General features: G+C 52.2%; 23 protein-coding genes. 17 read left to right on the forward strand and 6 right to left on the reverse strand.

The features are described 5' to 3' along the window. The first annotated feature begins 26 nt into the window (after window positions 1–26). Complete coding sequence (locus tag HRU10_00550) at window positions 27–287, forward strand: hypothetical protein (protein ID NRA25722.1); 261 nt, start codon at window positions 27–29, stop codon at window positions 285–287. 95 nt (window positions 288–382) lie between these two features. Here the strand turns inward: HRU10_00550 and HRU10_00555 are convergent, their stop codons facing one another. The 3 genes from HRU10_00555 to HRU10_00565 form a co-directional block, all read right to left on the reverse strand. Beyond that, window positions 383–2,278 carry a metallophosphoesterase gene (locus HRU10_00555; GenBank protein ID NRA25723.1) on the reverse strand — a complete coding sequence of 632 codons (1,896 nt, stop codon included), beginning with the start codon at window positions 2,276–2,278 and terminating at the stop codon, window positions 383–385. A 135-nt stretch (window positions 2,279–2,413) separates the two neighbouring features. Then, window positions 2,414–3,148, reverse strand: coding sequence for a hypothetical protein (locus HRU10_00560; GenBank protein NRA25724.1), 735 nt, complete (start codon window positions 3,146–3,148; stop codon window positions 2,414–2,416). 183 nt (window positions 3,149–3,331) lie between these two features. Continuing rightward, window positions 3,332–4,234: a cell surface protein gene (locus tag HRU10_00565; GenBank protein ID NRA25725.1), complete on the reverse strand. Its 903-nt coding sequence runs from the start codon at window positions 4,232–4,234 to the stop codon at window positions 3,332–3,334. A 32-nt stretch (window positions 4,235–4,266) separates the two neighbouring features. On the opposite strand from HRU10_00565, the gene hemW reads away from it, so the two are divergent. The 3 genes from hemW to HRU10_00580 all read left to right on the forward strand — a co-directional run bounded on the left by hemW (window position 4,267) and on the right by HRU10_00580 (window position 6,484). After that, the gene (gene hemW / locus HRU10_00570) at window positions 4,267–5,466 is read left to right on the forward strand and encodes a radical SAM family heme chaperone HemW (GenBank protein NRA25726.1); all 1,200 of its coding nucleotides are present in this window, start codon (window positions 4,267–4,269) and stop codon (window positions 5,464–5,466) included. Next, window positions 5,454–6,158 (forward strand): DUF429 domain-containing protein, encoded by a 705-nt coding sequence (locus HRU10_00575; GenBank protein NRA25727.1) that lies wholly within the window; start codon window positions 5,454–5,456, stop codon window positions 6,156–6,158. The genes hemW and HRU10_00575 overlap by 13 nt, the downstream gene beginning before the upstream one ends. A gap of 83 nt (window positions 6,159–6,241) precedes the next feature. Beyond that, window positions 6,242–6,484, forward strand: coding sequence for a TIGR03643 family protein (locus tag HRU10_00580; protein NRA25728.1), 243 nt, complete (start codon window positions 6,242–6,244; stop codon window positions 6,482–6,484). A 25-nt stretch (window positions 6,485–6,509) separates the two neighbouring features. Here HRU10_00580 and HRU10_00585 read toward each other — a convergent pair whose 3' ends face one another. Continuing rightward, window positions 6,510–7,388: a 50S ribosomal protein L11 methyltransferase gene (locus HRU10_00585; GenBank protein ID NRA25729.1), complete on the reverse strand. Its 879-nt coding sequence runs from the start codon at window positions 7,386–7,388 to the stop codon at window positions 6,510–6,512. Window positions 7,389–7,588: 200 nt separating this feature from the next. Between HRU10_00585 and HRU10_00590 the strand changes: the two genes are divergently transcribed. The 13 genes from HRU10_00590 (at window position 7,589) to HRU10_00650 (ending at window position 18,904) form a co-directional block, all read left to right on the forward strand. Then, a complete protein-coding gene (locus HRU10_00590; GenBank protein NRA25730.1) occupies window positions 7,589–7,873 on the forward strand; it encodes an acylphosphatase in 285 nt (94 codons plus the stop codon). Window positions 7,874–7,889: 16 nt separating this feature from the next. After that, window positions 7,890–8,756 carry an ABC transporter ATP-binding protein gene (locus HRU10_00595; protein ID NRA25731.1) on the forward strand — a complete coding sequence of 289 codons (867 nt, stop codon included), beginning with the start codon at window positions 7,890–7,892 and terminating at the stop codon, window positions 8,754–8,756. Further along, a complete protein-coding gene (locus tag HRU10_00600; protein NRA25732.1) occupies window positions 8,749–9,546 on the forward strand; it encodes an ABC transporter permease subunit in 798 nt (265 codons plus the stop codon). Before HRU10_00595 ends, HRU10_00600 begins: the two co-directional genes overlap by 8 nt. After that, on the forward strand, window positions 9,543–10,337 hold the full coding sequence (locus HRU10_00605; GenBank protein ID NRA25733.1) for a tetratricopeptide repeat protein: 795 nt from the start codon (window positions 9,543–9,545) through the stop codon (window positions 10,335–10,337). The genes HRU10_00600 and HRU10_00605 overlap by 4 nt, the downstream gene beginning before the upstream one ends. A gap of 136 nt (window positions 10,338–10,473) precedes the next feature. Beyond that, window positions 10,474–12,789 carry a putative monovalent cation/H+ antiporter subunit A gene (locus tag HRU10_00610; GenBank protein NRA25734.1) on the forward strand — a complete coding sequence of 772 codons (2,316 nt, stop codon included), beginning with the start codon at window positions 10,474–10,476 and terminating at the stop codon, window positions 12,787–12,789. After that, entirely contained in the window at window positions 12,786–13,235 is a 450-nt protein-coding gene (locus HRU10_00615) for a Na(+)/H(+) antiporter subunit B (GenBank protein ID NRA25735.1), read from the forward strand. Before HRU10_00610 ends, HRU10_00615 begins: the two co-directional genes overlap by 4 nt. Further along, window positions 13,236–13,583 carry a Na+/H+ antiporter subunit C gene (locus HRU10_00620; protein ID NRA25736.1) on the forward strand — a complete coding sequence of 116 codons (348 nt, stop codon included), beginning with the start codon at window positions 13,236–13,238 and terminating at the stop codon, window positions 13,581–13,583. Between the two features lie 5 nt (window positions 13,584–13,588). Then, a complete protein-coding gene (locus tag HRU10_00625) occupies window positions 13,589–15,097 on the forward strand; it encodes a Na+/H+ antiporter subunit D (GenBank protein ID NRA25737.1) in 1,509 nt (502 codons plus the stop codon). Then, window positions 15,094–15,420: a Na+/H+ antiporter subunit E gene (locus HRU10_00630; GenBank protein NRA25738.1), complete on the forward strand. Its 327-nt coding sequence runs from the start codon at window positions 15,094–15,096 to the stop codon at window positions 15,418–15,420. Before HRU10_00625 ends, HRU10_00630 begins: the two co-directional genes overlap by 4 nt. Beyond that, on the forward strand, window positions 15,410–15,700 hold the full coding sequence (locus HRU10_00635; GenBank protein NRA25739.1) for a hypothetical protein: 291 nt from the start codon (window positions 15,410–15,412) through the stop codon (window positions 15,698–15,700). Before HRU10_00630 ends, HRU10_00635 begins: the two co-directional genes overlap by 11 nt. Beyond that, window positions 15,700–16,038: a monovalent cation/H(+) antiporter subunit G gene (locus HRU10_00640; protein ID NRA25740.1), complete on the forward strand. Its 339-nt coding sequence runs from the start codon at window positions 15,700–15,702 to the stop codon at window positions 16,036–16,038. The genes HRU10_00635 and HRU10_00640 overlap by 1 nt, the downstream gene beginning before the upstream one ends. Before the next feature lie 141 nt (window positions 16,039–16,179). Next, entirely contained in the window at window positions 16,180–17,799 is a 1,620-nt protein-coding gene (locus HRU10_00645) for a putative Na+/H+ antiporter (GenBank protein ID NRA25741.1), read from the forward strand. Between the two features lie 118 nt (window positions 17,800–17,917). Then, window positions 17,918–18,904 carry a transposase gene (locus HRU10_00650; GenBank protein NRA25742.1) on the forward strand — a complete coding sequence of 329 codons (987 nt, stop codon included), beginning with the start codon at window positions 17,918–17,920 and terminating at the stop codon, window positions 18,902–18,904. A 21-nt stretch (window positions 18,905–18,925) separates the two neighbouring features. Here the strand turns inward: HRU10_00650 and HRU10_00655 are convergent, their stop codons facing one another. Beyond that, the gene (locus HRU10_00655) at window positions 18,926–19,564 is read right to left on the reverse strand and encodes a hypothetical protein (GenBank protein ID NRA25743.1); all 639 of its coding nucleotides are present in this window, start codon (window positions 19,562–19,564) and stop codon (window positions 18,926–18,928) included. 168 nt (window positions 19,565–19,732) lie between these two features. Beyond that, on the reverse strand, window positions 19,733–21,172 hold the full coding sequence (locus tag HRU10_00660) for a hypothetical protein (protein NRA25744.1): 1,440 nt from the start codon (window positions 21,170–21,172) through the stop codon (window positions 19,733–19,735). Between the last annotated feature and the right edge of the window lie 21 nt (window positions 21,173–21,193).

Raw genomic sequence — 21,193 nt, forward strand, 5'->3', positions numbered from 1 at the left:
CCGAGTCCCAGCTACCCCATGCCGCAGTGATCACGGTAGACTCTCACGAGTCTTACCATACCCATGTCAGCGGCTTTATGGTGAATCGTCAGCTCATCTATGATCGCGCGTTGCATGCCCTAGTAGAGAATGTGAGTCTGGGCAACCGTGGGAGTCCTCGCTATCTGAAGGAACATGTTATTCAGCCGGTTTGGGAGGTCAGGGAGTCTTTGAAGCGGAGTCGAATTTCGATTCGGAGGGCTAAAAATTCTTCTAATGATCCGGTAATCCACGCGAATGAACGCTAATTTTTTGTTCTCGGGGATAATTAGGTGATCTGCACTTGGACCGTTGGATGGCCCGTTTTGAGATAATGCGAGTGGTTGAATTCGTATGGAATATGTTAAAGGTCGAATGTGCCACTGCCCGGCACCATTTCCTCAGAGCGCCAGTCTTCGGGCCACCAAATTTGGGCAGATAGTTCGCTGGTGCTATCTCTGTCGTTTTGGCCGATGGAGAGGCGGACTTTACTCGCATCGCCGCCAGCGAATGAATCGATGACCGAAATGGGGATGGAGATGGTTGCACGGTAGCTACCGTCTGGGTTGGAAATGCATTCACTGGTAACACCCTCGGGGACTTTTACCCCGTAGTTATAGCTATAGGCTCGGGTGGGCACATCGGGCACCAGATACATGGCGAAGTAGTTCTTGTTTTGGTCTTGCCAAAAGCGGGTGGTTTCAATGCTGCGTAAGGGGTCAGTAATTGGACTGATGCGCAGCTCTATACCGTCACCACCGCTCGCGTGTTCTACTTCGGAAGGCGGCACGAGGGCGTCGTCAACGGCGATGATCTCTATTTCCAAATTACCTTCGATCTGTTCGACTTTGAACTGGAATGAGCCGTCCTCGGGGCCCGACCAAGCATCCGTGTTGCCGCCGATGAAATCGTCGCCGCCGACCGTAATCCAGTCTAGCGCATCGCCTTGTGCGGGGTAGGTCGGAGCGATGTTAACGATGAGTTTTTCGATAAATTCTACGCTGATGTCGTCATCCAGATTTGCTGCGACCGCGTAGGGAATCTCAATGGGCGTAGGTAGGACAATGGGGCCGCCACTGGATGAACGTATTCGAAAGGGAATCTGTAATTCGGTCTCAGGCTCTAGGTCGAACGCGCTCGTTTCTGCCGTTATTTCAAGGACTGGTATTTCAGGGATCTCTAGAGTGATGGTAACCGTGTCCCGCCCCTTATTTTCCGCGTAAATCTCGGTATCCCACACTGCGGGCATCTCTCCCTCGTTGCTGTAGTGGGGGCCCACTGCTACTTTGACGAGGCGGAGCGTATCGAAAGTGAAGCTGCCTGTTTCGGGCTTCGAAAAATCTTTGGGTAAGACTCCGTCGATCAGGATGTTCGAGATAATCGGCCCTGTGTCGGTCATGGTGATCCAAGCGATTTGATCGACCTCGCCGTATTCGGGTCCGCGTAATTGGCTACCGCCACCAGTCGTGCTAAGGATAATATAGTCTGAGTTGTTGATATCGTAATGCGCATAGCGGTGGTAGTGGCCACACATGACGGTGTGCTTGCGCTCTTTCAGTAGAGCTTCCACTTCGAGCCATCCGGTCGATTTTTCGCTATCGCCGCGTTTAGCGTAATTCATTTCATACTGCCACAATGGCTTGTGCATAAAGACCATGGTCCAGCGCACATCAGTATGCTCAGCGAGTGTTTGCTCTATCCAGGCGATCTGTGTCGGGGTGATGGTTTCTGCTTTGGTATCTTCAGAATTTAGGCAGAGAAAGAGCACATCGTTGTAGACGAAATGATAGTAGGCGCGGCCTAGGCGTTCCTCCCAGAGTTTGGCCATGACGTCGTTGGTCATATCGTGGTTACCGGGGACATAGAAGAAGCGCATGTCCAGCGGAGCGATTTTTGCGTCAAACTCGTCCCATTCAAAAACGAGGCGATCTAGGTCTTCGGTGTAGCCTTCGATCAGATCTCCCACACTCATCACAAATTCAGGTTGGAGTAGATTGAGCTTTTCGACCGCGGTTTCTACGATGCCGGGTCGCATACTCCCGGTATTATCGGCTATGACGGCAAACTGAAATTCGCGTGGATCGTTCTTGAAGCCTTTGCGCGTCCAAGGGGTGGGGCCGTCGGTGACTTCTATGCGAATGTCATGTGCGGGATGTGAGATTTGTGGACCTAGTGGTGTGTGCGCATGATCACCAGAAGGATGCGCGAACACGCATGTCATTAGGCCAAAACTCAAGAAAAAGGGGATGGATCGGTGCATAATCTTTGAGGAGACAGCAGATACCAATCCGAACCCGATCCGTTTTTGTTGGGTGGTCGCGAAAGCGGATTTTGACCACCTCTGGTTCTGGCCGTCTACGGCAATACGATCCTGCCGCTCCGAATCTAGTAAATCCTAAGATTCTTCCTCAGACTCGCCAAAATCACGTCCTTCTTCGCGACATTCGTTGATGACGCGGAGCCACACTTCGCGAAGATCAAACAGGCGCATGGTCACCTCTTCACTGAAGGGATGGCTGAGGCGATCGGGCAAAAATTCAGGAATGCGGCCCGTCGTGGAAAGGAGCTGATTCAAACAGCGGAATGCATGTTTAAAATAGCAGATACCGAGGGCAAAGTCCCCCAAATCGAGCATATTTACAGCTAGAGCCACGTTGAGTTCGATGTCCTTCGTTGCTTTAGCGGCATCCCAAATAAGGTCTGCTGGAACAACGATCTCAGGTCGGCGGATGATGCCTTGATGGAGGGCGTCGATGTCACGCACCAAGGCGCGGCTGACTACGAACACTGGGTGCTTCTGTGCGCTGTAAGGGTCTACATCTTCAGGCGTCAGCTCAGATGGCTCTTCGCTAGAGGATAGGTCTAAGGATGGTTTTGAGAAATTTTCCGGCTCGGCTGTTTCCGACTCGTCGGGATTGGCTGACCAGTCCTCCTGATCCCATCCCATTTGCTTGGCAGCCTCGTCGACGCGCTCGGGATTGTCGGTGAGGCGTTGATAAATTTTCTGAAAGCGAGCGACTTCCTTATCGCAGCGTCCAAGGTATTGGGCCCAATCAAACTCGTTCCAGGCGAGATCGCCTTTGTCGTCCCACTCTCCTTCGAAGAAACTATCCGATTCAAATTCTGCCATTATCGACTACTGAGAAATTTGTTCCTGGTGCATCCAGACTGCAAACTCTATCTATAATTAATTCGTCCGAATCCGCTAAAGCCTTAACCGTGCCGACTACAGAATGCCGAGGTAGGAAAATTGTGAAAATGTGAAGCGCGGTCAGTCGATCGGAAAATTTTATGCGCTTCATTGTGCCAGAGCTTACTCGCTGATTGTGATCGGTACTTCGATTTCGCCTTGCCCTGCGATGGAGATGAAAAGTGAGCCCGACCCTATTTTTCCTCCCTGTATCTGTACAGTGTTGGTTTCTTGCCCAGCGGCGATAATTACTTCAGGCATGATGACGCTCTCGGGTATGTCTGTAGTCACTTCGATGGGCAGGCCGCCGGGAGGCGCCGGGGAATCGATTCTAAATGTTAAAGGTCGGGCGGATCCGCTACGGATGTTGAGGGATTCCGGGAGCACCGAGATTTGTGCTGCATCGATGCGGAATTTTCCGAGAGGAATGCTGCCATACCCAGACTCCCAGACGACATCATAAGATTGACCAGCGAGTAGGCCAGGCACTGTAAATTCGATGATATTCTCCGAAACGTAATTTGTGTCTGCAACCACCGGCCCCATAGAAATGGTATCGGATGGGCCAAAACCACGACCCAAAACAGGGATAACCGTTCCGACCGGCGCGCGATTGGCCTCCATTGTCACCACATAACGATTGGTCAGATAAAATTCGTTCAAGCTTCCGGTCTTTTCTTTATGAAGAGACTTCTCATTGCTGTGCTCAGATTTGTACTGCGTCACAAAATAAAAGCGCGCTGCGTCGCGTCCTACGGGCAAGACATAATCAAAGTTGAAGACCCCCGGAAGGCTCTCGTCGGCAACCATAGGATACGTTTCACCGTCGATCACGACGTCCATACGCACACTGTCGGCGTCGACACTGCCGTCTCGGATCTCCGTGGTCGCACTCAACGTGTAGATGCCCGAAGGGTTTTGTGGCATCCTTGCAGGTGTCAGATTCGTGGTTGTGATGTAACACCCAGAGAGTAGAAACGAGAGAGTTGCTGCGAAGGCCGTTGCAATCAGCTTAGAAAATTTCATACGCGAGATTGCGGAAGGTATTGAAACTCAAGATGACATCGCAAGCAAAAGAATTGGCAGGAACGGAGCTAGGGCTTTACGTCCACATACCCTTTTGCGCCACGACTTGTGACTTCTGTGCTTTTTATCAGAAACGACCTGGCAGATGGGATATAGAAAACTACCTGGATGGCATTGCTACTGAGCTAAATAGCTATCCCGCCGCCGAGTTTAATCGCGTGTCTACGATCTTCTGGGGAGGTGGCACGCCTGGCTTGCTCGCACCGAAAGACATCGAGGTGCTCGGTGCGATGATCCGTGATCGCGTAGGCAATGCCGTGAGTGAATGGACTGTCGAGATGGCGCCGATTACCGTGCATCCAGATCGCATCCGTGTTTTGAGAGAGATGAGCGTCTCCCGTATTTCGATGGGTGTTCAGAGTTTCGACGATGCGCTGTTGTCGTCTTTGGGGCGTCTGCATCCACGCAAACAGATTTTTCGGGCTTGGGATATCCTTACCGAGTGCGGCTTCGAAAATGTAAATCTCGACCTCATATTCGCGATTCCTGGCCAGGATGATCGCGCGTTGCTGAATGATCTCCGCCAAGCCATTGATTTGGGCCCTAAACATATTTCCACCTATTGCCTCACCTTTGAGGAAGACACCGCGCTCTACGTCAAACTTAGCGAGGGCAAAGTGGCCATCGACGAGGAAAAAGAAGCCCGGCAATACCGTCTAGCTTGGGAGACTTTAGAAGCAGCGGGTTTTGCGCAGTATGAGGTGTCAAACTTCGCTCAGCCGGGATTTGCTTGTCAGCATAACATCAACACCTGGCGCATGCAGGAGTGGATCGGCGTGGGGCCTTCGGCATCTTCACAGTTTGCAGGCAGGCGCTATACAAATCCCCCCTCGCTTCAGGATTGGCGGGGAGCCCTCAGTGATGGGACGTTAGCCCAGCAACGTATCGATCAGATAGACCTGACTCCCGAGATCCTCAGTGCCGACGCCCTCGCATTCGGCCTGCGGAAAAATGAAGGGCTACCTTTGGATATCGCTTTAGGGCCTTGGGACGACAGAGCACTATATCGATATGAGCTATTTCCCTGGCTGAAGAGCCTGGAGGATGAAGGCTTAGCCACCATTCAAAACGAACGCATCATTCTAACAATCGAAGGTCGACTCGTCGCTGACGCTATTGGTTCTGAAATCATGGAGCGTATGGGAGAGGAGATTTTCTCATGTTCGGCGTAGACGGTGCACGTGGAGGTTGGATCCTTGCTGGGTGTGATGGGCAAGGAGGGTGGGCCTATTTTGTCCCGGGTTTGGATGTTGTTTTGGAAAAAACAAAAGACGCCCGTGTTCTCATCGACATGCCGATTGGCTTGGCTTCCGTCGCCCAAAAACAGCGGCGTTGTGATGCCGAGGCGCGAGCATTTTTGGGGAAAGGTCTCACTAGTCGTGTTTTCACTCCGCCTATCCGCGAGGTCATCCACTGCGAAGACTATGCCGAAGCCAACGAGGCAAGCCGACGTTTGATCGACAAAGGTATATCCATCCAGGCTTGGAATATCGTGCCGAAAATACGTGACGTTGAAAATATCCTCCTGGCCCAGACCCAACTACAAAAATTGTGGATCGAGGCGCATCCGGAGGTTGCTTTCGCCTGTCTTAACGACGGGGTTCCGGTGCGTGAGCCTAAAATCAGCCTCCAGGGGCAGGAAAAACGCGAGGGGATCCTTCGACGTTATAGTATCGAATTTCAGGCCATTTGGCTGGCATTAGCGACGGGTGGAATCGGGGGGCGCTTTCAAAGAGACGATGTCCTGGATGCTTTAGCCCTCGCAGCGCTCAATCGCCACTCGATGCAGCTCCAATACTTGCCGACCGTCTTTGAGCGCGATCCCTTAGGGCTGCCCATGCGTATTGCATTTGGAAGGGTATGAAGCTGGATGATCTGGGGTGACGGCGATCGCCGTTTCCTGATTGGCTCAGCTTGAAGCTCATTCATTCTTAGTTTTCTTAGTTTATGGATTCTCGAAAATCGCCTCCCGACGACCTCATCATTCGCTTGGCATGGGAGGACCGGACAACGTTTGACGAGATCAAGAAGAAGACGGGATTGTCCGAAGCGGAAGTGATCCGAGTGATGCGGCGTTCGCTCAAGCGCTCAAGTTTTAGACTTTGGCGTGAACGAGTGAGTGGTCGGATTACAAAGCACCGAAAGCTGTTTGAGCGTCGGATGAAGAGGGAACGGTTTGATTCTGAATAGGGATCCTATTTCCGCGCTCCTTGCCTCAAAACAATACTAGCAAATCGGCCCATTGTCCGTCGATGCGGGAGTCTTCCTCCTTTATTTCTCGCTCAGATTTCTTGGCTACAGCACGTATGGCATCGCTGACCTGGTCGATCTCTTCCTTTAGTATGCCACTCAATGCTAGTGTCCCGCCCGGCGCGACTGCAGAGACCAGGGCCGTTGCACAAGGCACTAGGATGTTGGTCTGAATGTTGGCCAAGAGTAGATCGGCACTTGCTGCCTCGAGATCGTCAGGCACAGATCCCACGCTAAAGGGGATCGGGCTGAGGTGTGCGTTGAAATCATTATGCTCGTCGGCAATGCGGACGGCTTCAGGGTCGAAGTCGAAACCAGAAACTTGCTGGAATCCTAGCGCGCGTGCACTGAGGGCGAGGATGCCCGAGCCACATCCGGCATCGACAATGTTTAGGCTGTCAAAGCTCGCATGCCTTTCTGCGAAATCGACGAGACGCCGCGCGCAGAGGCGGGTGGTTTCGTGTGCTCCGGTGCCAAACGCCATGCCGGAGTCGAGATAGATGAATGCCTGCCCCTCAGGAGCCGCTCTGTCTTCTTTCTCCCAGAGTGGAATCCAGTGCAGGTGACGATCACTCCAGTATTTGAGGTGGAGTTTATAGGCTTCTTTCCAGTCCTGGTCCTCCAGCGTCTCGAGCTCGAATCCTTCAGTCAGGCCTTGGACGTCAGTCAGCAACACCCGAAAGGCATCGGTAGCCTCATTTTTTTTGTCAAAATACCCGAATAGATAAAAGGGATCGCGTGGCTCCTTTTGCTCTAGGATCCAATAAGACTCCTCCTGGGATTCGAGAAACCAGGTGAGGAGTTCTACTTCTTCTTCAGTGAGTTCTTTCTTGAGAGTGATCATTGCGACTGTTGCGAGGACGTATCGAATTCAGAATATGCAGTCGAGCCGCTCTGTCGGCTCGTGGGTTTGGCTGAGCTTTGGAACAAAGATTCAAGAGACACGAAGGAGCAAAGCACCTAATGATGCCAAAGATCTTGTTTATCAGAGCAACTCGAAAAAACCTCGAATCCTTAGCGGCCTGGGTTCAACGTTCACAATCTATGGCACTCGATACAGCGGCGATACGGCAAGAAGTCTGGTTTTCCGGGCATGTCCAGGGGGTCGGATTTCGATACCAAACTCGACAGGTTTCCATGGAGTTTGATGTCTCGGGAACGGTGCAGAATTTATTGGACGGTCGGGTGCATTTGGTCGCCGAGGGGGAGGGGAAGGAGGTAACGGCGTTCATGGATGAGGTTAGCCACCAGATGAGCAGTTATATTAAAGACGTCGAAACGAGCGAGGTGTTGGATCCGAGCGGTCTGAGTGGTTTCTCAATCATCTAAATCTATTTTTCCGACAATGAGTAGCGTGGACCTGGTACAAGCAAGTGATCTCACCCGAGATTTCCCTGCTGAGTTGAAAGGCTACCGTATCCGCGCCGTGGATAGCCTGTCATTTTCCATGCGCCCTGGGTCTGTGATGGGTTTGCTGGGACCGAATGGCTCTGGGAAGTCGACGACGATCAAAATGATTCTCGGTCTCTTGCGCCCGACTTCGGGAACCTTGACCGTCAACGGCAAGGCTCCGACAGACCGCCTCACGCGGCGTCACATCGGTTATTTGCCTGAAGCCCCCTATTTTCAGAAATTTCTTACGGGGCGGGAGTTTGTTCAATCGATGGGTCGCCTCTCGGGTTTGAAGGGTGATGGGCTTAATGAGCGGACCCAGGTCGTGCTTGAGCAGGTCGATATGATGGGTGCGGCAGACCGGCGAATTGGCACCTATTCAAAAGGCATGCTGCAACGCATTGGTCTGGCGCAAGCTCTGGTGCACGATCCGGAATTCCTTATTCTTGATGAGCCGACCGCCGGTGTAGACCCGATCGGGTCGGCCGCTATCGCGCGCCTCATTCTGGATCTCAAACGTACCGGTAAATCGATCTTGCTGTGCTCTCATTTGCTGACGGAAGTCGAGGGGCTATGTGATCAGCTGTTGATGCTCTATCGGGGAAGGATGCTTCTCTCGGGGACTACCGAAGACATCTTGGAGGCGGGCGATGTCTGGTCGCTACAGGTGAGTGGATACGCAATGAATCGGGAGAGCGCGGCCCGCATGGCGCTTGAGGTCGAGGGGCTCAAGCTGATATCGGCACGGGCGTCGGGGCGGCACTTATCCGACGTGTTTCTGGAAAAAATTCACGCTGTGGAGGCTGATCGGGATGACTAATTTATGGATCATCGCGGGCCTTACCTGGCGAGAAGCGCTGCGGCAGAAATTTGTCCTGGCCACGGTATTTTGCAGCCTCGGCCTTGTGCTGAGCAGCCTGTTTTTTAGGCAGTTCGACTTTGGAGGGCAGGAGCTAAAATTTGTGCGCGATTTCGGCTTTGGCGCGATGACGCTGTTTGGGGCGTTGCTGTGTATTTTTGCGACGGGGCAACTCTTTTTCAGCGATCTGGAAAATCGCACGGTCCACCTCATTCTTGCACGACCGGTATCCCGGTGGGTCTTTGTGTTGGGCAAAGCCTTGGGTGTGCTGTGCGTTGTCTGGGCGTATCTGGCAGCTATTGGGCTGACCTTGGCACTACTGCTTGCATGGCAAAGTTCTCAAATGGATGGTAGCGTGGCGATCGTCTGGAGTGATCTGCTGGTATATCTTTGGCTTCAAGGTGTACGCAGTTGTGCGCTTGTCGGTGTCACGTTGTTGGTCGCTTCCTATGCGCGCAGCCAACTGCTGACGGTCATGGTGGGGGTCATTCTTTGGATTGTATTCCAGCTCCAGCATCTGGCGCGCGATGCTTGGGAAAATGGGGCGGAGGGTTGGCAGGCAATCGGTGTCGGGCTGTTGCGTTTTTGTGTGCCTGATTTTCAGCTATTCGATCTGGGTGATCAATTGGTGCTGCGGGATTCGGGTGTGCTCGAGTGGGGGGCCTTCGTCCAGGTATCGGCTTATGGTTTGGGATTTGCGGTTTTGTATGTGAGTCTAGCGATGTTCATTTTTCGGAAGCGGGAGATTTGAGCGTGTTAGTTCGGGCAGAGAAACCTCGTGATTGGACGCATGCTTTTCGTTTCGTGGTGGTTTTATTTGTGGCATGCACGGCTTCCGCGACTTTGCAGAGCTTGGCTCCAAAGGGTACCCTGGTGTCACACGCGGAAACGATGTTGGCCCAGCCTGCTGCTGTAAATGATATCGTCGTTGATGCGGGATCGGGAGTGATTTGGGGGGTCCTCGGGGGCTTTCGGACCATCGTGGCCGATTTTCTTTTTTTGCGTGGTTACATTGCTTGGGAAGATCGGAAGTTGACCGAGTATGAGACCCTGGCTGAGCTGGCGGTCTTGGTAGATCCCAGGCCGGAGATTTTCTGGAAATTTGCTTCTACGACCATCGCTTTTGATATGCCTGTCTGGCGAATTGAGGAAGGAGGGGGTATGGAAAACGTTCCCCTAAGTGTGCAGCGCCGCATTCGTTTGGAGCATATGGAGCGGGCGGTGGCGTTTCTTGAGAAGGGAGCCGCTCGGTTCCCCGAGAATCCTATGTTCCCGATTGAGATGGGCAAAATCGTGCTGAATGCCTCGGAGGATTTTGATCGCACAGCAGAGCTTTTCCTTCGTGCCTGGCGGATGGATACTGCGCCACCCTTCATCGGACGATTAATCTCACGCGTTTTAGAGTCGGCAGGGCGTCCTGAAGAGGGCCTGCAAATTTTGCGTCGAGACCTTGAGCGGATCGATCCAAACCACCCGGAGGGGTTTATTCCCCTGATCCATCAGCGAATTTCGGAACTCGAGGAAATTGTCGGTTCTGACTAGATCTGGTGCGGTGTGGAGTGCTGATTCCGTGAGAAGTTTTTTACCAAAAGTCCTGAAAAATCGACTTCTATGACTTGAAAGGCGAAGAACGTGAATATGATGAGCGCAGTTATTCCGATAACGGTGCCTTGTATTGATAATTCTTAGCCTCCTGATTATTTTTCTGTGCGCGCTCCTCGCTCCGCTCGTGGTGAAGGTAGCGAAAGATGCCTCTGGCTACATTTTGGCCTTGGGGCCGTTGGCGGCTTGCGCACTTATGGCGCAACACATACCAAGCATCTACAATGGGGAGCCAATCACGACCCACGTGGATTGGTTTTCGTCCCTCGGCGTCGCTTTTGCGCTGAAACTCGATGGTCTCTCGATGCTCATGGGCTTGCTGGTGACTGGGGTTGGCGCGTTGGTTGTAATCTACGCAGGCGGTTATCTCCATGGGCACCATCAGCTCGGTCGATTCTTCCTATACCTTTTGGCATTCATGGGGTCGATGCTCGGACTCGTGTTGTCGGATAACCTGTTGATGCTCTTCATTTTTTGGGAGGGCACGAGCATCACATCTTACCTCCTGATCGGCTTCAATCATACCCAGAAGGAATCGCGCTGGAAGTCGTTACAGGCGCTTTTGGTGACTGGGTTTGGAGCCGTGGCCATGCTGGCTGGTTTCATCCTGATCGGGACAGTCGCGGGGACCTACAGCCTGAGCGAAATCAACCTGTCTGGTGATGAGTTGCGCTCGAGCCCTCTGTATTTGGCAATGATCGTTTTGGTGCTTCTCGGAGCATTCACCAAGAGCGCTCAGGTGCCTTTCCATTTCTGGCTCCCCAATGCGATGGCGGCGCCGACTCCGGTAAGTTCATACCTGCACTCGGCGACCATGGTAAAGGCGGGCGTCTTCCTCATGGCGCGGCTTAATCCGGGTCTCGGACAGACTCCTGAATGGTCATGGACGTTGACTATTTTTGGCAGCATCACGTTGTTGCTCGCGGTGGTGATCGGTCTGTTTCAGGCGGATCTCAAACGGATTTTGGCCTACACGACCTTGGCGGTCCTGGGTATGTTAACCATGTTGCTGGGCGTCGGCACCGAGCTGGCTTTTCAATCGATGGTAGTCTTTCTATTTGGGCATGCCCTCTACAAAGCTGCTTTGTTTATGAGTGCAGGTTCCATCGATCACGAGGCTGGTACGCGTGACGTCACGCGTCTGAGTGGCCTCAGGACTCTGATGCCGATGACGGCGATTGCTGCAGGTCTTGCTGCTTTGTCGAAGTCGGGTTTCCCTCCGTTTTTTGGATTTATCGGCAAGGAGTATGTCTACAAGGCCGGCGTGGCCATGGAGGGTGTTCAACAGTATGTCTTGGGCGCGGCGTTTGTTGGTAATCTCATCATGCTAGCATTGGCGTTCAAAGTCGGCGTGGCTCCCTATTGGGGAAAAAAGGCAGAGAATTTGCCCAAGAAACCGCACGAAGCACCAGTTAGCATGTGGATCGGTCCCATGATCTTGGCGGTGCTGGGCCTGGTGTTTGGCCTGTTTCCACAGTTGGTAGCTGGCAGCTTGGTAGCTCCGGCGGTTTCGGCGATTGAGGGGCAAAAAGTGGAGCTGACACTCAAGCTATGGCACGGGATCAATCTACCTTTGTTGATTAGCATCGCGACGGTTGCGGGCGGTTTGGTGCTTTTTTCGATGCGCAAAGCGGTATGGCAACGGGCGGATGCAATCCTAGAGCGTCTCAAAGGTTTTGGAGCCGAGGCTGCCTATGAGAAGATTTTCCACGGCACAGTGGCTTTTTCCAAATGGCAGACCCGGGTGCTTCAGTCGGGTTATCTGCATAATTATGTATTTATTATTGTAGCGACGACGGCGGGGCTCTTGGCCTGGGCGCTCTTTAACTTTGGTGGATTGGAGTTTTCGCTCAACTGGCGTGACTTGGACTTCCTCGTGATCGGCCTGGCGGTGGTCATGATTTTAGCGACGATCATTGCAGCTACGAGTGACACGCGGATTACTTCTTTGGTCGCGCTGGGAGTAGTGGGTTTTGGTGTGGCGCTGATCTTTGTCTACTTTGGTGCTCCTGACCTAGCCGTGACGCAGCTTCTCGTAGAGACGTTGGTGGTAGTGCTCTTCATGTTTGTTATTGCACGCTTGCCCACCTTTCGCGCGCTCTCTGCCAAGGCGACACGCGTGCGTGACGCGGTGCTTGCTCTTGTTTTTGGCACCCTGATCACGGTCCTGACTTTAAAGGCCATGACGATCCAGTTTGAGCACCCGATTGCGGAACGCCTGGCTGAAATGAGCTATGTTGAAGCGAAGGGTAAGAATGTCGTCAACGTCATCCTCGTGGATTTCCGGGCTATCGATACCATGGGCGAGATCGTTGTCGTCGCTGCAGGCGCCCTGGGTATCGCGGCGCTCGTAGCTATGGGGCGTGGTAAAAAAGAGGATGAGCCGTCATGAATAACTTTTTGCTGAGTAAAACGGGCCGACTGTTGTTTCCGTTCCTTTTAATCATGTCGCTGATCGTCCTTTACCGTGGCCACAATCTACCCGGGGGCGGATTCATCGGAGGGCTGATGGCAGCGACTGCATTCATCCTTTATGCATTGGGAGACTCTATCCAGGCGGCACGCCAGAAGCTCAGAGTCGACCCGGTTATCTTGATGGCAGTGGGGTTGCTAATCGCAGTTGTGAGCGGTTTTTTCTCTATGTTTTTAGGTAAAGGATTCATGACCGGTCTATGGTTGCCTACTCTGAAGCTGCCTCTTCTGGGAACCGTACACCTGGGGACGCCGCTCATTTTTGACGTGGGCGTTTTCCTGACGGTCATTGGCTTCACCCTGCACACGACCTTCAGTTTCGCGAAGATCACTCACTTGGAAGATGACGAGGAGGAAGAAAGCTAAATGGAACCGGTAATCGCAGTGTTAATTGGCGCGCTTGTGGCGGGCGGCATCTACTGTTTGCTGCGGCGTAGTGTGGTAAAGCTTGTGGTGGGCATCGTGTTGATCAGCCAGGGCGCGAACCTACTCGTGTTTGCCTCTGGTGGGCTCTTACCCGGCTTTCCTGCGCTTATCGAACCGACCGAAAAACTTCCGCCCGAAGTCTACGGCGATCCCTTGCCACAGGCGATGGTCCTCACCGCGATCGTGATCGGGTTTGGCCTAACAGCATTCATGCTGGCTCTGGTGTTTCGTGCCTATGAGGCAGTTGGAGACGACGATATCAACGCTTTCAACAAGACCGATACGTGAACGGCCTGACGACACTTTTACCCATACTTATTCCATTGATTGGAGCGATTGCCCTGCTGTTTGGCTACAAGTCTCTGATCTGGCAGCGCATGGGCGGCTTGATGGCGTCGATAGCTACCTTCGTGGGGTCGCTCGTGCTGCTTTGGGAAACGGATCAGGCTGGAATTTTGGTGCTACAGGTCGGCGGTTGGGAAGCGCCGTTCGGTATTAGTTTGGTCGCTGACCGCCTGAGTGCGGTCATGGTGGCAGTCTCATCCTTTATGGGAGCTGCAGTCGCTGCCTATTCTTTGAGTGATATCGACGAAGGGCGCATGCGGCGTTTTTATTTTCCCCTCTACCTCATCCTTTTGTTTGGAGTGAATGGGGCCTTTTTGACGGGCGATCTTTTCAATCTGTATGTCTGGTTTGAAGTCATGCTCATCGCGTCCTTTGTTTTGACCGTGCTGGGCGGTGAAAAAGCCGAGCTAGAGGGAGGCTTGAAGTATGTGGCGCTGAACCTTCTGGCTTCGGCGATGTTCCTGATAGGGGCGGGTATTATATACGGTAAACTGGGCACGCTCAATATGGCGGATATCGCTCAAGCGCTGATTGAGACCGATGATGCGGAGTGGGTGATCAGCAGCTCGATGCTGTTGTTGGCAGCGTTTGGTGTGAAGGCCGGAATTTTCCCGTTCTTTTTCTGGTTGCCGGCGTCGTATCACACACCGCCTGCTGCTGTATCGGCTATCTTTGCCGGATTGCTTACCAAGGTGGGCGTGTATGCGTTGATTCGTGCCTATACGCTCTTGTTCGCGCCTATCTTTGATGAGGTGCAGATGCTTCTTATCGTCTTGGCTGTGCTGACTATGGTGACCGGGGTTTTGGGTGCAGCGTCACATTTTGATATGCGCCGGATTCTCTCTTTCCACATCGTGAGCCAGATTGGTTATATGATCTTGGGTTTGGCGATCATGACGCCTTTGGCGCTGGCCGCTGCTATTTTTTACCTGGTCCACCATATCATCGTGAAGACGAATTTGTTTTTGGTGAGTGGAGTCGTCATGAAAATGAAGGGGTCGTGTGATCTGGCTAAGGTCGGCGGCCTCTACAAAGCGGCGCCATGGCTCGCTGTGTTGTTTTTTATTCCCGCTTTTTCGCTTGGAGGAATTCCGCCGTTGTCCGGGTTTTGGGCGAAATTTGCAGTCGTTAAAGCGGGATTGGATGAGGGTGCTTGGTTTTCTGTCGGCGCGGCCTTGTTGGTCGGGGTATTGACCCTCTTTTCTATGACTAAGATCTGGGCCGAGGCTTTTTGGAAGGATCAACCGGAAGAACATCCTGAAGAGTCGGCAGGGCTGAGCCGAGTTGCCATGGCTTGGATGGTAGCCCCAGTGGTTATTATGTCTGTGTGCACAGTGTTGATCGGATTTTTTGGCGAGCCAATGTTGGCTTTCTCTGAGCGTGCAGCGGAACAGCTGTTGAACCCTGAAGCCTATATTACCGCGGTGTTGAACCCTGCGGTAGACGAACTTCCATGAGCCGGATCATCGCAAGTCTTTCGTTTTTTCTTTTCTATGTGAAGGAGGTTGTGACGTCGAATGTCCGTGTGGCGTATGACGTCTTGACGCCTACGCATCGCATGAAGCCCGGCGTCATCGAGCTGAGTATTGCAGGCATGACCGATACACAGGTGCTGGCGATGGCAAATCTGATCACGATGACACCGGGAACCTTGGGGCTCCATGTCTCGGAGGATAAGCAACGCTTGTTCTTGCACGTCATGTATCTCGATAAGTCTCCTCAAGAAACTGCCGCGGAATTGGAAGCTAGCTACGGAAAGAGAGTGCGCGATGTTTTTTGATGATTTGGGCTGGCCCTTAGCCATTGGTTTAGCAATCGCATCGGTGTTGATCATCGTCGCGTTGTTGCTTGGGTTATATCGATTAGCGAAAGGGCCGGACGTGTTTGATCGGGTGATGGCCTTGGAGCTTGTCAGTGGAACTTGCCTGTGTGCCATCGTTTTATTTGCTATACACTTTGACCAACCCGTTATGCTTGAAGTGGCCTTTGCGTTGGCTGTGATCGGCTTTCTCGGAGCTGTCGCGTTTGCGCGTTATCTGGAAAATGGAGGGTGCGAGTGATGGATATCGTGGTTGCTATATTGATCGTTCTGGGTGCGTTTTTTGCCTTTGTTGCTGCACTGGGTATCGTGCGCATGCCAGACCTTTACACGCGCATGCATGCAGCCACCAAAGCCGGCGCCTTTGGAGCCACCTTGTTGCTCCTTGCGGTTGTGCTGCATTTTCAGTCGGTTCGCACTACAGTGATGGCCGCGATTGTGATTGCGTTCTTCTACCTCACTGCCCCTGTAGCCGGGCAATCTCTGGGGCGTGCGGCTTATCGACGTAAAACGCCGCTCTGGGAAGAGACTCAGGTGGATCGCCTGGAAGAGACTGGCGAGATTGATCGGGATTCGTAGACAAAGACTGGGTGGATAGAGCCTGACCGCTGCGAGAAAAGCCCACAAGTTGGCATGTAGCGTGCCTCCTTGCATGGGTTCTGTCTTGCCAAGCGATTCCGAGGGAAATGATCTCGGAACCTTATATCTCTCTGTCTAGCTATGAATCCGTATCGATTAATTCTGTTTTTTGTCTGTTTGCTCTTGCCCAGCAGCTCGATTTTGTGGGCCGCTGGAGGTGGGGGCCATGGCAATCCTGATATCCATTTCCCGATCACTGAAGAGGAATATGCGGTAAAAGAAAGCCATAAGGCAGAGGAGTTGGGGCGGGAATTGACCTTGTTCGAGACGATTAAACTGCGGGCTGCGGCTGATCCTTTCAATGTAGTCGCAGCAGTCGTCTTCTTTCTCGCTGTCGTTCACACGTTCATGGCCGGGTATTTCAACAAACTTGCCCATAAATTTGAGCATGAGCACAAATACAAAGTCGCGGATGAGACACGTGTGTTCGTGGATGGTAAGAAACCGGTGAGTTTTCGAGCGACCCTCTTTCACTTTCTCGGCGAGGTTGAGGCGATTTTTGGGATCTGGTTGGTGCCATTATTGATCGCGATGGTGATGATGGAGCCGGACGGACTTACCGTAGCGGCGCATTATGTGGACACGCGTAATTACACTGAGCCCATCTTCGTTGTGATCATCATGGCCATCGCATCGAGTCGTCCAGTCGTGCAGATCGCGGAGAAATCGCTGCGGATGGTGGCGGGCTTGGGGAAACAGACTCCAGCGGCTTGGTGGCTTTCCATACTTATTGTGGCACCACTTCTGGGTTCGTTCATTACGGAACCCGCGGCGATGACGATCGCGGCGCTGCTGCTCGGTATGCAGTTTTACCGATTTAATCCTGCGCCGAAATTTAAGTATGCTACCCTCGGTCTTCTCTTTGTAAACGTGTCTGTTGGTGGCACTTTGACTCACTTTGCTGCCCCTCCTGTTTTGATGGTGGCGACAAAATGGCATTGGAACATGCCCTTCATGTTTACTCATTTCGGCTGGCGTGCGATTCTCGGAATTCTGATTAGTACCGCCCTGTATTACTTCATTTTCCGCAAACATTTCAAAGAGCTAGGGGAAAAGGCCAAGCAGACTGCATCCGAGAGCAGCGACGAGCCCGAACCAGAACCCGCGCCTACCTGGATTGTTTTGGTTCACTTGTTCTTTGTTGCATGGACGGTTCTCACACTGCACCACCCCGCATTCTTTGTCGGTGGTTTTCTATTCTTTCTGGCATTCACCATAGCCACTCAGCACCACCAATATGATATCAAACTCAAAAGCCCGCTGCTGGTTGGCTTTTTCCTGGCTGGTCTTGTCACGCATGGTGGCCTTCAAGGTTGGTGGATATCGCCAGTGCTCTCAGCGTTGAGCGAAATCCCACTCTTCATCGGGGCGACTGTATTGACGGCCTTCAACGATAATGCGGCCATTACCTTCCTTGCTTCTCAAGTTCCCGCCTTCAACCCAGATGTTGTCGTCAATGGGGTCCTCAAATCCAAAGAAGGGGCTGATCTCGTCCGGGCTCAGGTGCTCGAATATGCGGTGGTCGCAGGTGCCGTGACCGGGGGCGGACTTACTGTCATCGCCAACGCACCTAATCCAGCGGGCCAGAGTATCCTGAGTAAATACTTTGGAGACGGTGGTATAAGTCCGCTGGGCCTGCTCTTTGGAGCCCTTATACCCACACTGATAATGAGTGTCTGCTTTATCGTGCTGCCTCACTAGATGTTTCTTTGTTGAAAAGCGGAGTCCAGATATGGCTTCGTTTTTTAGTGCACTCTAAATAAAGGGACAGGTATTTATAAAGTTGACGCGCGGTGTTGTTTTCGCGATTTTCAACCTCATGAGATCTAGGCGTATTTATGGGTGGGGTGAAAGTGTGGTGTATCACTGTGTAACGCGGACTGTGAATGGGGAGATGTTGTTTGGAGGTAGCGAGAAGGAGATGATGCGGCGGATGCTGAGGCGGATAGCTGAGTTTTCTGGGGTGGAGGTGTTAACTTATGCGGTAATGTCGAACCATGTGCATGTCTTGGTGCGGGTTCATGAGGCGGCGAAGGCGGTGTCTGATGCTGAGCTGATTCGACGTTTTCGTCTGTTGTATCCGAAGCCTACGGAGTATCAGATGATGACGATCCAGGTTTTAGAGCAGGCACTGAGGGAGAACTCGGAACGGGGCCAGCAGATGCGGGAACAGTTGAAGGCGCGGATGGGGAATGTCTCTGAGTTTATGAAAACACTCAAGCAGCGGTTTTCGATTTGGTTTAATCGGACTCGGGGGCGCTTTGGCACTTTGTGGTGCGAACGTTTCAAGAGCTCGGTAATCCATGACTGCCCTGAGGTGCTCCAGGTTGTGGGGGCGTATATTGAGCTAAATCCAGTACGGGCTGGCTTAGTCGAGGATCCGAAGGATTATCGGTTTTGTGGTTATGCTGAGGCTTTAGCAGGTGATGCTGTCATGCGCGCTGGTGTGTGTTCGTTGGTCGGTGAGGCTTGTGCTAAAAATGCCTTAGCGACTTATCGTATGGTTATTTTTGGTAAGGGTGCTGTTCCCAAACGTCTTGGTGAAGGCTGGGTCATCCCTGAAGCCTCTTTTGATCAGGTAATGCAGGAGCAGGGACAGCTTCCGTTAGCTATTCTTCTTCGTCAGCGAATCCGATTCTTAACGGATGGTGCAGTGATTGGTTCTTCGCAATTTGTTAAGAGCTATATAACAGCCTGGAGTCAGCGGATTGGTGATCGGCGACGGCGAAAGCCGACTTCTTGCGATGAGGCCGTTTTATCTGAGTTGCATAGCTTTCGTAATACTCGGAAGAGCGAGAACCCTTGATCGAACTGCGCTCCTATCGCTCTATTGGTTCAATGCTTTACGAGCGGCGGGGCCATACAGGGGTGGCGTCCAGTTGTTGTCGTAGCGGAGTCGGTGGCGTTGATTCCACTCTGGGAATTCTGGGCATTCGAGTAGGATCTCTAGCTCGGTTACATTTTCGATGCGCGGGAGCAATACGGTGAAGCTTGGACCTTGGATGTTGGTGTTTTGATCATCACTTCCATTAAAATTCCAGGTGGATACGATGGTCTCGAAGGCGCCGATCTTAAGCTTATATTGGATGTCGGTTCGAGAGAGGGAGTCGTATTTATCGTTAAGCAGGAATACGTCGAGATCCATGGTTTCGCCGTTGTGCCAGAGGAATTTAGTAACGCGGCAACTCAAGGTGATGGGGCGACAAGCATTGGCTACTTCGGCCAATGCCGGCTTGGGGCGGGCAGGCCAGGAGATAAGGCTTTGATTTGCAGCAGTGGGCCAGGGTTCGTTGAAGCACCAGTTTATAGCCATGGCACAGCGTGGTTTTTGGCGGCGAGACTCTTCATAAATGAATTTCAATCCTTCGGCTTGTAGCCATTGCCCGCGGGCTACGAGTTGTTCGAGGCTGTGGCTTGGCCCAAAGTAATCATTTATGATCTGTTCGCATAACCAGGTATCTGGCATATATATCCATGCACCAAAGCCGTGATGGGCTTCCCATGCGGTGCCTGCCTTAGGAGGCCATAGCTCTTCTTCAGGTATAAATTCTTTAAGTATTTCAACTGATGCAGGGCTTGGGCAACCAAACTCAGTGTGTGCTGTGTGCTTCGATTCTATGAAGTGTCTGTAGACTTATTTACCTTCAATATCGCAGAAAACATAGTGGCCATGGCCCATGCCGGCTACCGGAGATGTCGGCAAGAATGGTGTGTCTGGATCGAGGTCATAGCACTGAGCGTTTAATAGCCGCAGAGCTTTGCTTTGATCCGTCATGCCGCTCCAGGAGTTAAACAGTTCGTTCCCTCCGCACCATAGGATGTTTGAGGTATGCTGTTTGACGCGCGAAATGATCGCCTCCGATTCTTGTTCGAGAATTTGAAGGTAATGCGGATCATCTTCGTAAGGTAGGCAGGCGAGTGTGAACTCTGACCAGACCATTAGCCCCATCTCGTCACAAAGATTATAAAATGACTCTTTGTTAACGATGCCTCCGCCCCAACATCGGATAATGTTAAAATTGGATTCTTTTGCGTAATCGAGGAGCGGCAAATAAGTCGCACGCGTGATTTTACCCGGAAAAATTTCCGGCGGCACCCAGTTCGTTCCTTTTGTGAAAATGGATCTACCGTTAATTTCTAGGGTGATGGGAGGATTACTCCGTGACTTCGGAAAGGCTTCTGGGCGATCCCATTCCTCTGGATTCATCACGAGCCGTATGGTCCGAAGGCCGACGCGTTGGGTATGCTTATCTAAGATGCTCCCGTCAGTATGTGTCAGGGTGAACTGGAGGGTATATAATGGCTGGTCACCATGATCGTAGGGCCACCAGAGTTTAATGTCTTTGAGATCAAATTTGAACGCGATGACTTCTTCTTCAGGGGCAATGCTGTGTTCTGCGATACGTTCTCCGTCTGGTGCGATTACTTCGGTTTTTAGGATAACACCATTTATCTCAGTGAGTTCTACCGTAGCCGTAACATGAGCGGTATGTCTGTGGCGATCTAGTGTGTAATCTACGTCAGCCTGGGTAAAGCGGCTGTGGCGATAGAACTCAATCACTGTGTCGTCCCAAATGCCGGAGGGTACGAGACGTGGGTGCCAATCCCATGAGTAGGCGCACGGAGGTTTACAGGTTCGGTCTGCTTGCCAGCGGTCTATTCCGTTTCGGTGCTGCTTGGGAATTGGGTGGATGTGTACTTTGAGGACATCGCCATGCTTCGCACCCACTTCGGTGAGGTTGATCAGAATTGGGCTGAACATCCCTTCACGCTTTTCCAATACGTTATCGTTTACGTAGATCTCCCAGGTATAGTCGATGCCTTTACAAGAGAACCAAGCTTCATGGTCTACCGGCATTTCGGAGAAGTCTAGTGTGGTCTGGTAGGTCCAAAACACATCCTCCATCCACATGTAATCTTTGTAGTTGTCAGCATACCAATAAGGTACCCATCCGTTCGCTCGGGCCCAGTCGAGCTGAACGGCTCCTGGGACGGTTGCAGGAACAAACGTTTCGGGAGTAGCATTATGCTCTTTGGCAAAACCGACGGTCCATGCTGGGTAGATCTTGTTCATGTGACGATTCGCTTCTGGATT

The organism is Opitutales bacterium, assembly GCA_013215165.1.
In the GTDB taxonomy this organism is placed as follows: domain Bacteria; phylum Verrucomicrobiota; class Verrucomicrobiia; order Opitutales; family JABSRG01; genus JABSRG01.

Bases quoted from the DNA above. Each gene is read 5' to 3' on its own strand.
- HRU10_00555 (NRA25723.1), bottom strand. From the start codon at position 2,278: ATGCACCGATCCATCCCCTTTTTCTTGAGTTTTGGCCTAATGACATGC.
- HRU10_00560 (NRA25724.1), bottom strand. From the start codon at position 3,148: ATGGCAGAATTTGAATCGGATAGTTTCTTCGAAGGAGAGTGGGACGAC.
- HRU10_00565 (NRA25725.1), bottom strand. From the start codon at position 4,234: ATGAAATTTTCTAAGCTGATTGCAACGGCCTTCGCAGCAACTCTCTCG.
- hemW (NRA25726.1), top strand. From the start codon at position 4,267: ATGACATCGCAAGCAAAAGAATTGGCAGGAACGGAGCTAGGGCTTTAC.
- HRU10_00575 (NRA25727.1), top strand. From the start codon at position 5,454: ATGTTCGGCGTAGACGGTGCACGTGGAGGTTGGATCCTTGCTGGGTGT.
- HRU10_00580 (NRA25728.1), top strand. From the start codon at position 6,242: ATGGATTCTCGAAAATCGCCTCCCGACGACCTCATCATTCGCTTGGCA.
- HRU10_00585 (NRA25729.1), bottom strand. From the start codon at position 7,388: ATGATCACTCTCAAGAAAGAACTCACTGAAGAAGAAGTAGAACTCCTC.
- HRU10_00590 (NRA25730.1), top strand. From the start codon at position 7,589: ATGGCACTCGATACAGCGGCGATACGGCAAGAAGTCTGGTTTTCCGGG.
- HRU10_00595 (NRA25731.1), top strand. From the start codon at position 7,890: ATGAGTAGCGTGGACCTGGTACAAGCAAGTGATCTCACCCGAGATTTC.
- HRU10_00600 (NRA25732.1), top strand. From the start codon at position 8,749: ATGACTAATTTATGGATCATCGCGGGCCTTACCTGGCGAGAAGCGCTG.
- HRU10_00615 (NRA25735.1), top strand. From the start codon at position 12,786: ATGAATAACTTTTTGCTGAGTAAAACGGGCCGACTGTTGTTTCCGTTC.
- HRU10_00620 (NRA25736.1), top strand. From the start codon at position 13,236: ATGGAACCGGTAATCGCAGTGTTAATTGGCGCGCTTGTGGCGGGCGGC.
- HRU10_00630 (NRA25738.1), top strand. From the start codon at position 15,094: ATGAGCCGGATCATCGCAAGTCTTTCGTTTTTTCTTTTCTATGTGAAG.
- HRU10_00635 (NRA25739.1), top strand. From the start codon at position 15,410: ATGTTTTTTGATGATTTGGGCTGGCCCTTAGCCATTGGTTTAGCAATC.
- HRU10_00640 (NRA25740.1), top strand. From the start codon at position 15,700: ATGGATATCGTGGTTGCTATATTGATCGTTCTGGGTGCGTTTTTTGCC.
- HRU10_00645 (NRA25741.1), top strand. From the start codon at position 16,180: ATGAATCCGTATCGATTAATTCTGTTTTTTGTCTGTTTGCTCTTGCCC.
- HRU10_00650 (NRA25742.1), top strand. From the start codon at position 17,918: ATGAGATCTAGGCGTATTTATGGGTGGGGTGAAAGTGTGGTGTATCAC.
- HRU10_00655 (NRA25743.1), bottom strand. From the start codon at position 19,564: ATGCCAGATACCTGGTTATGCGAACAGATCATAAATGATTACTTTGGG.
- HRU10_00660 (NRA25744.1), bottom strand. From the start codon at position 21,172: ATGAACAAGATCTACCCAGCATGGACCGTCGGTTTTGCCAAAGAGCAT.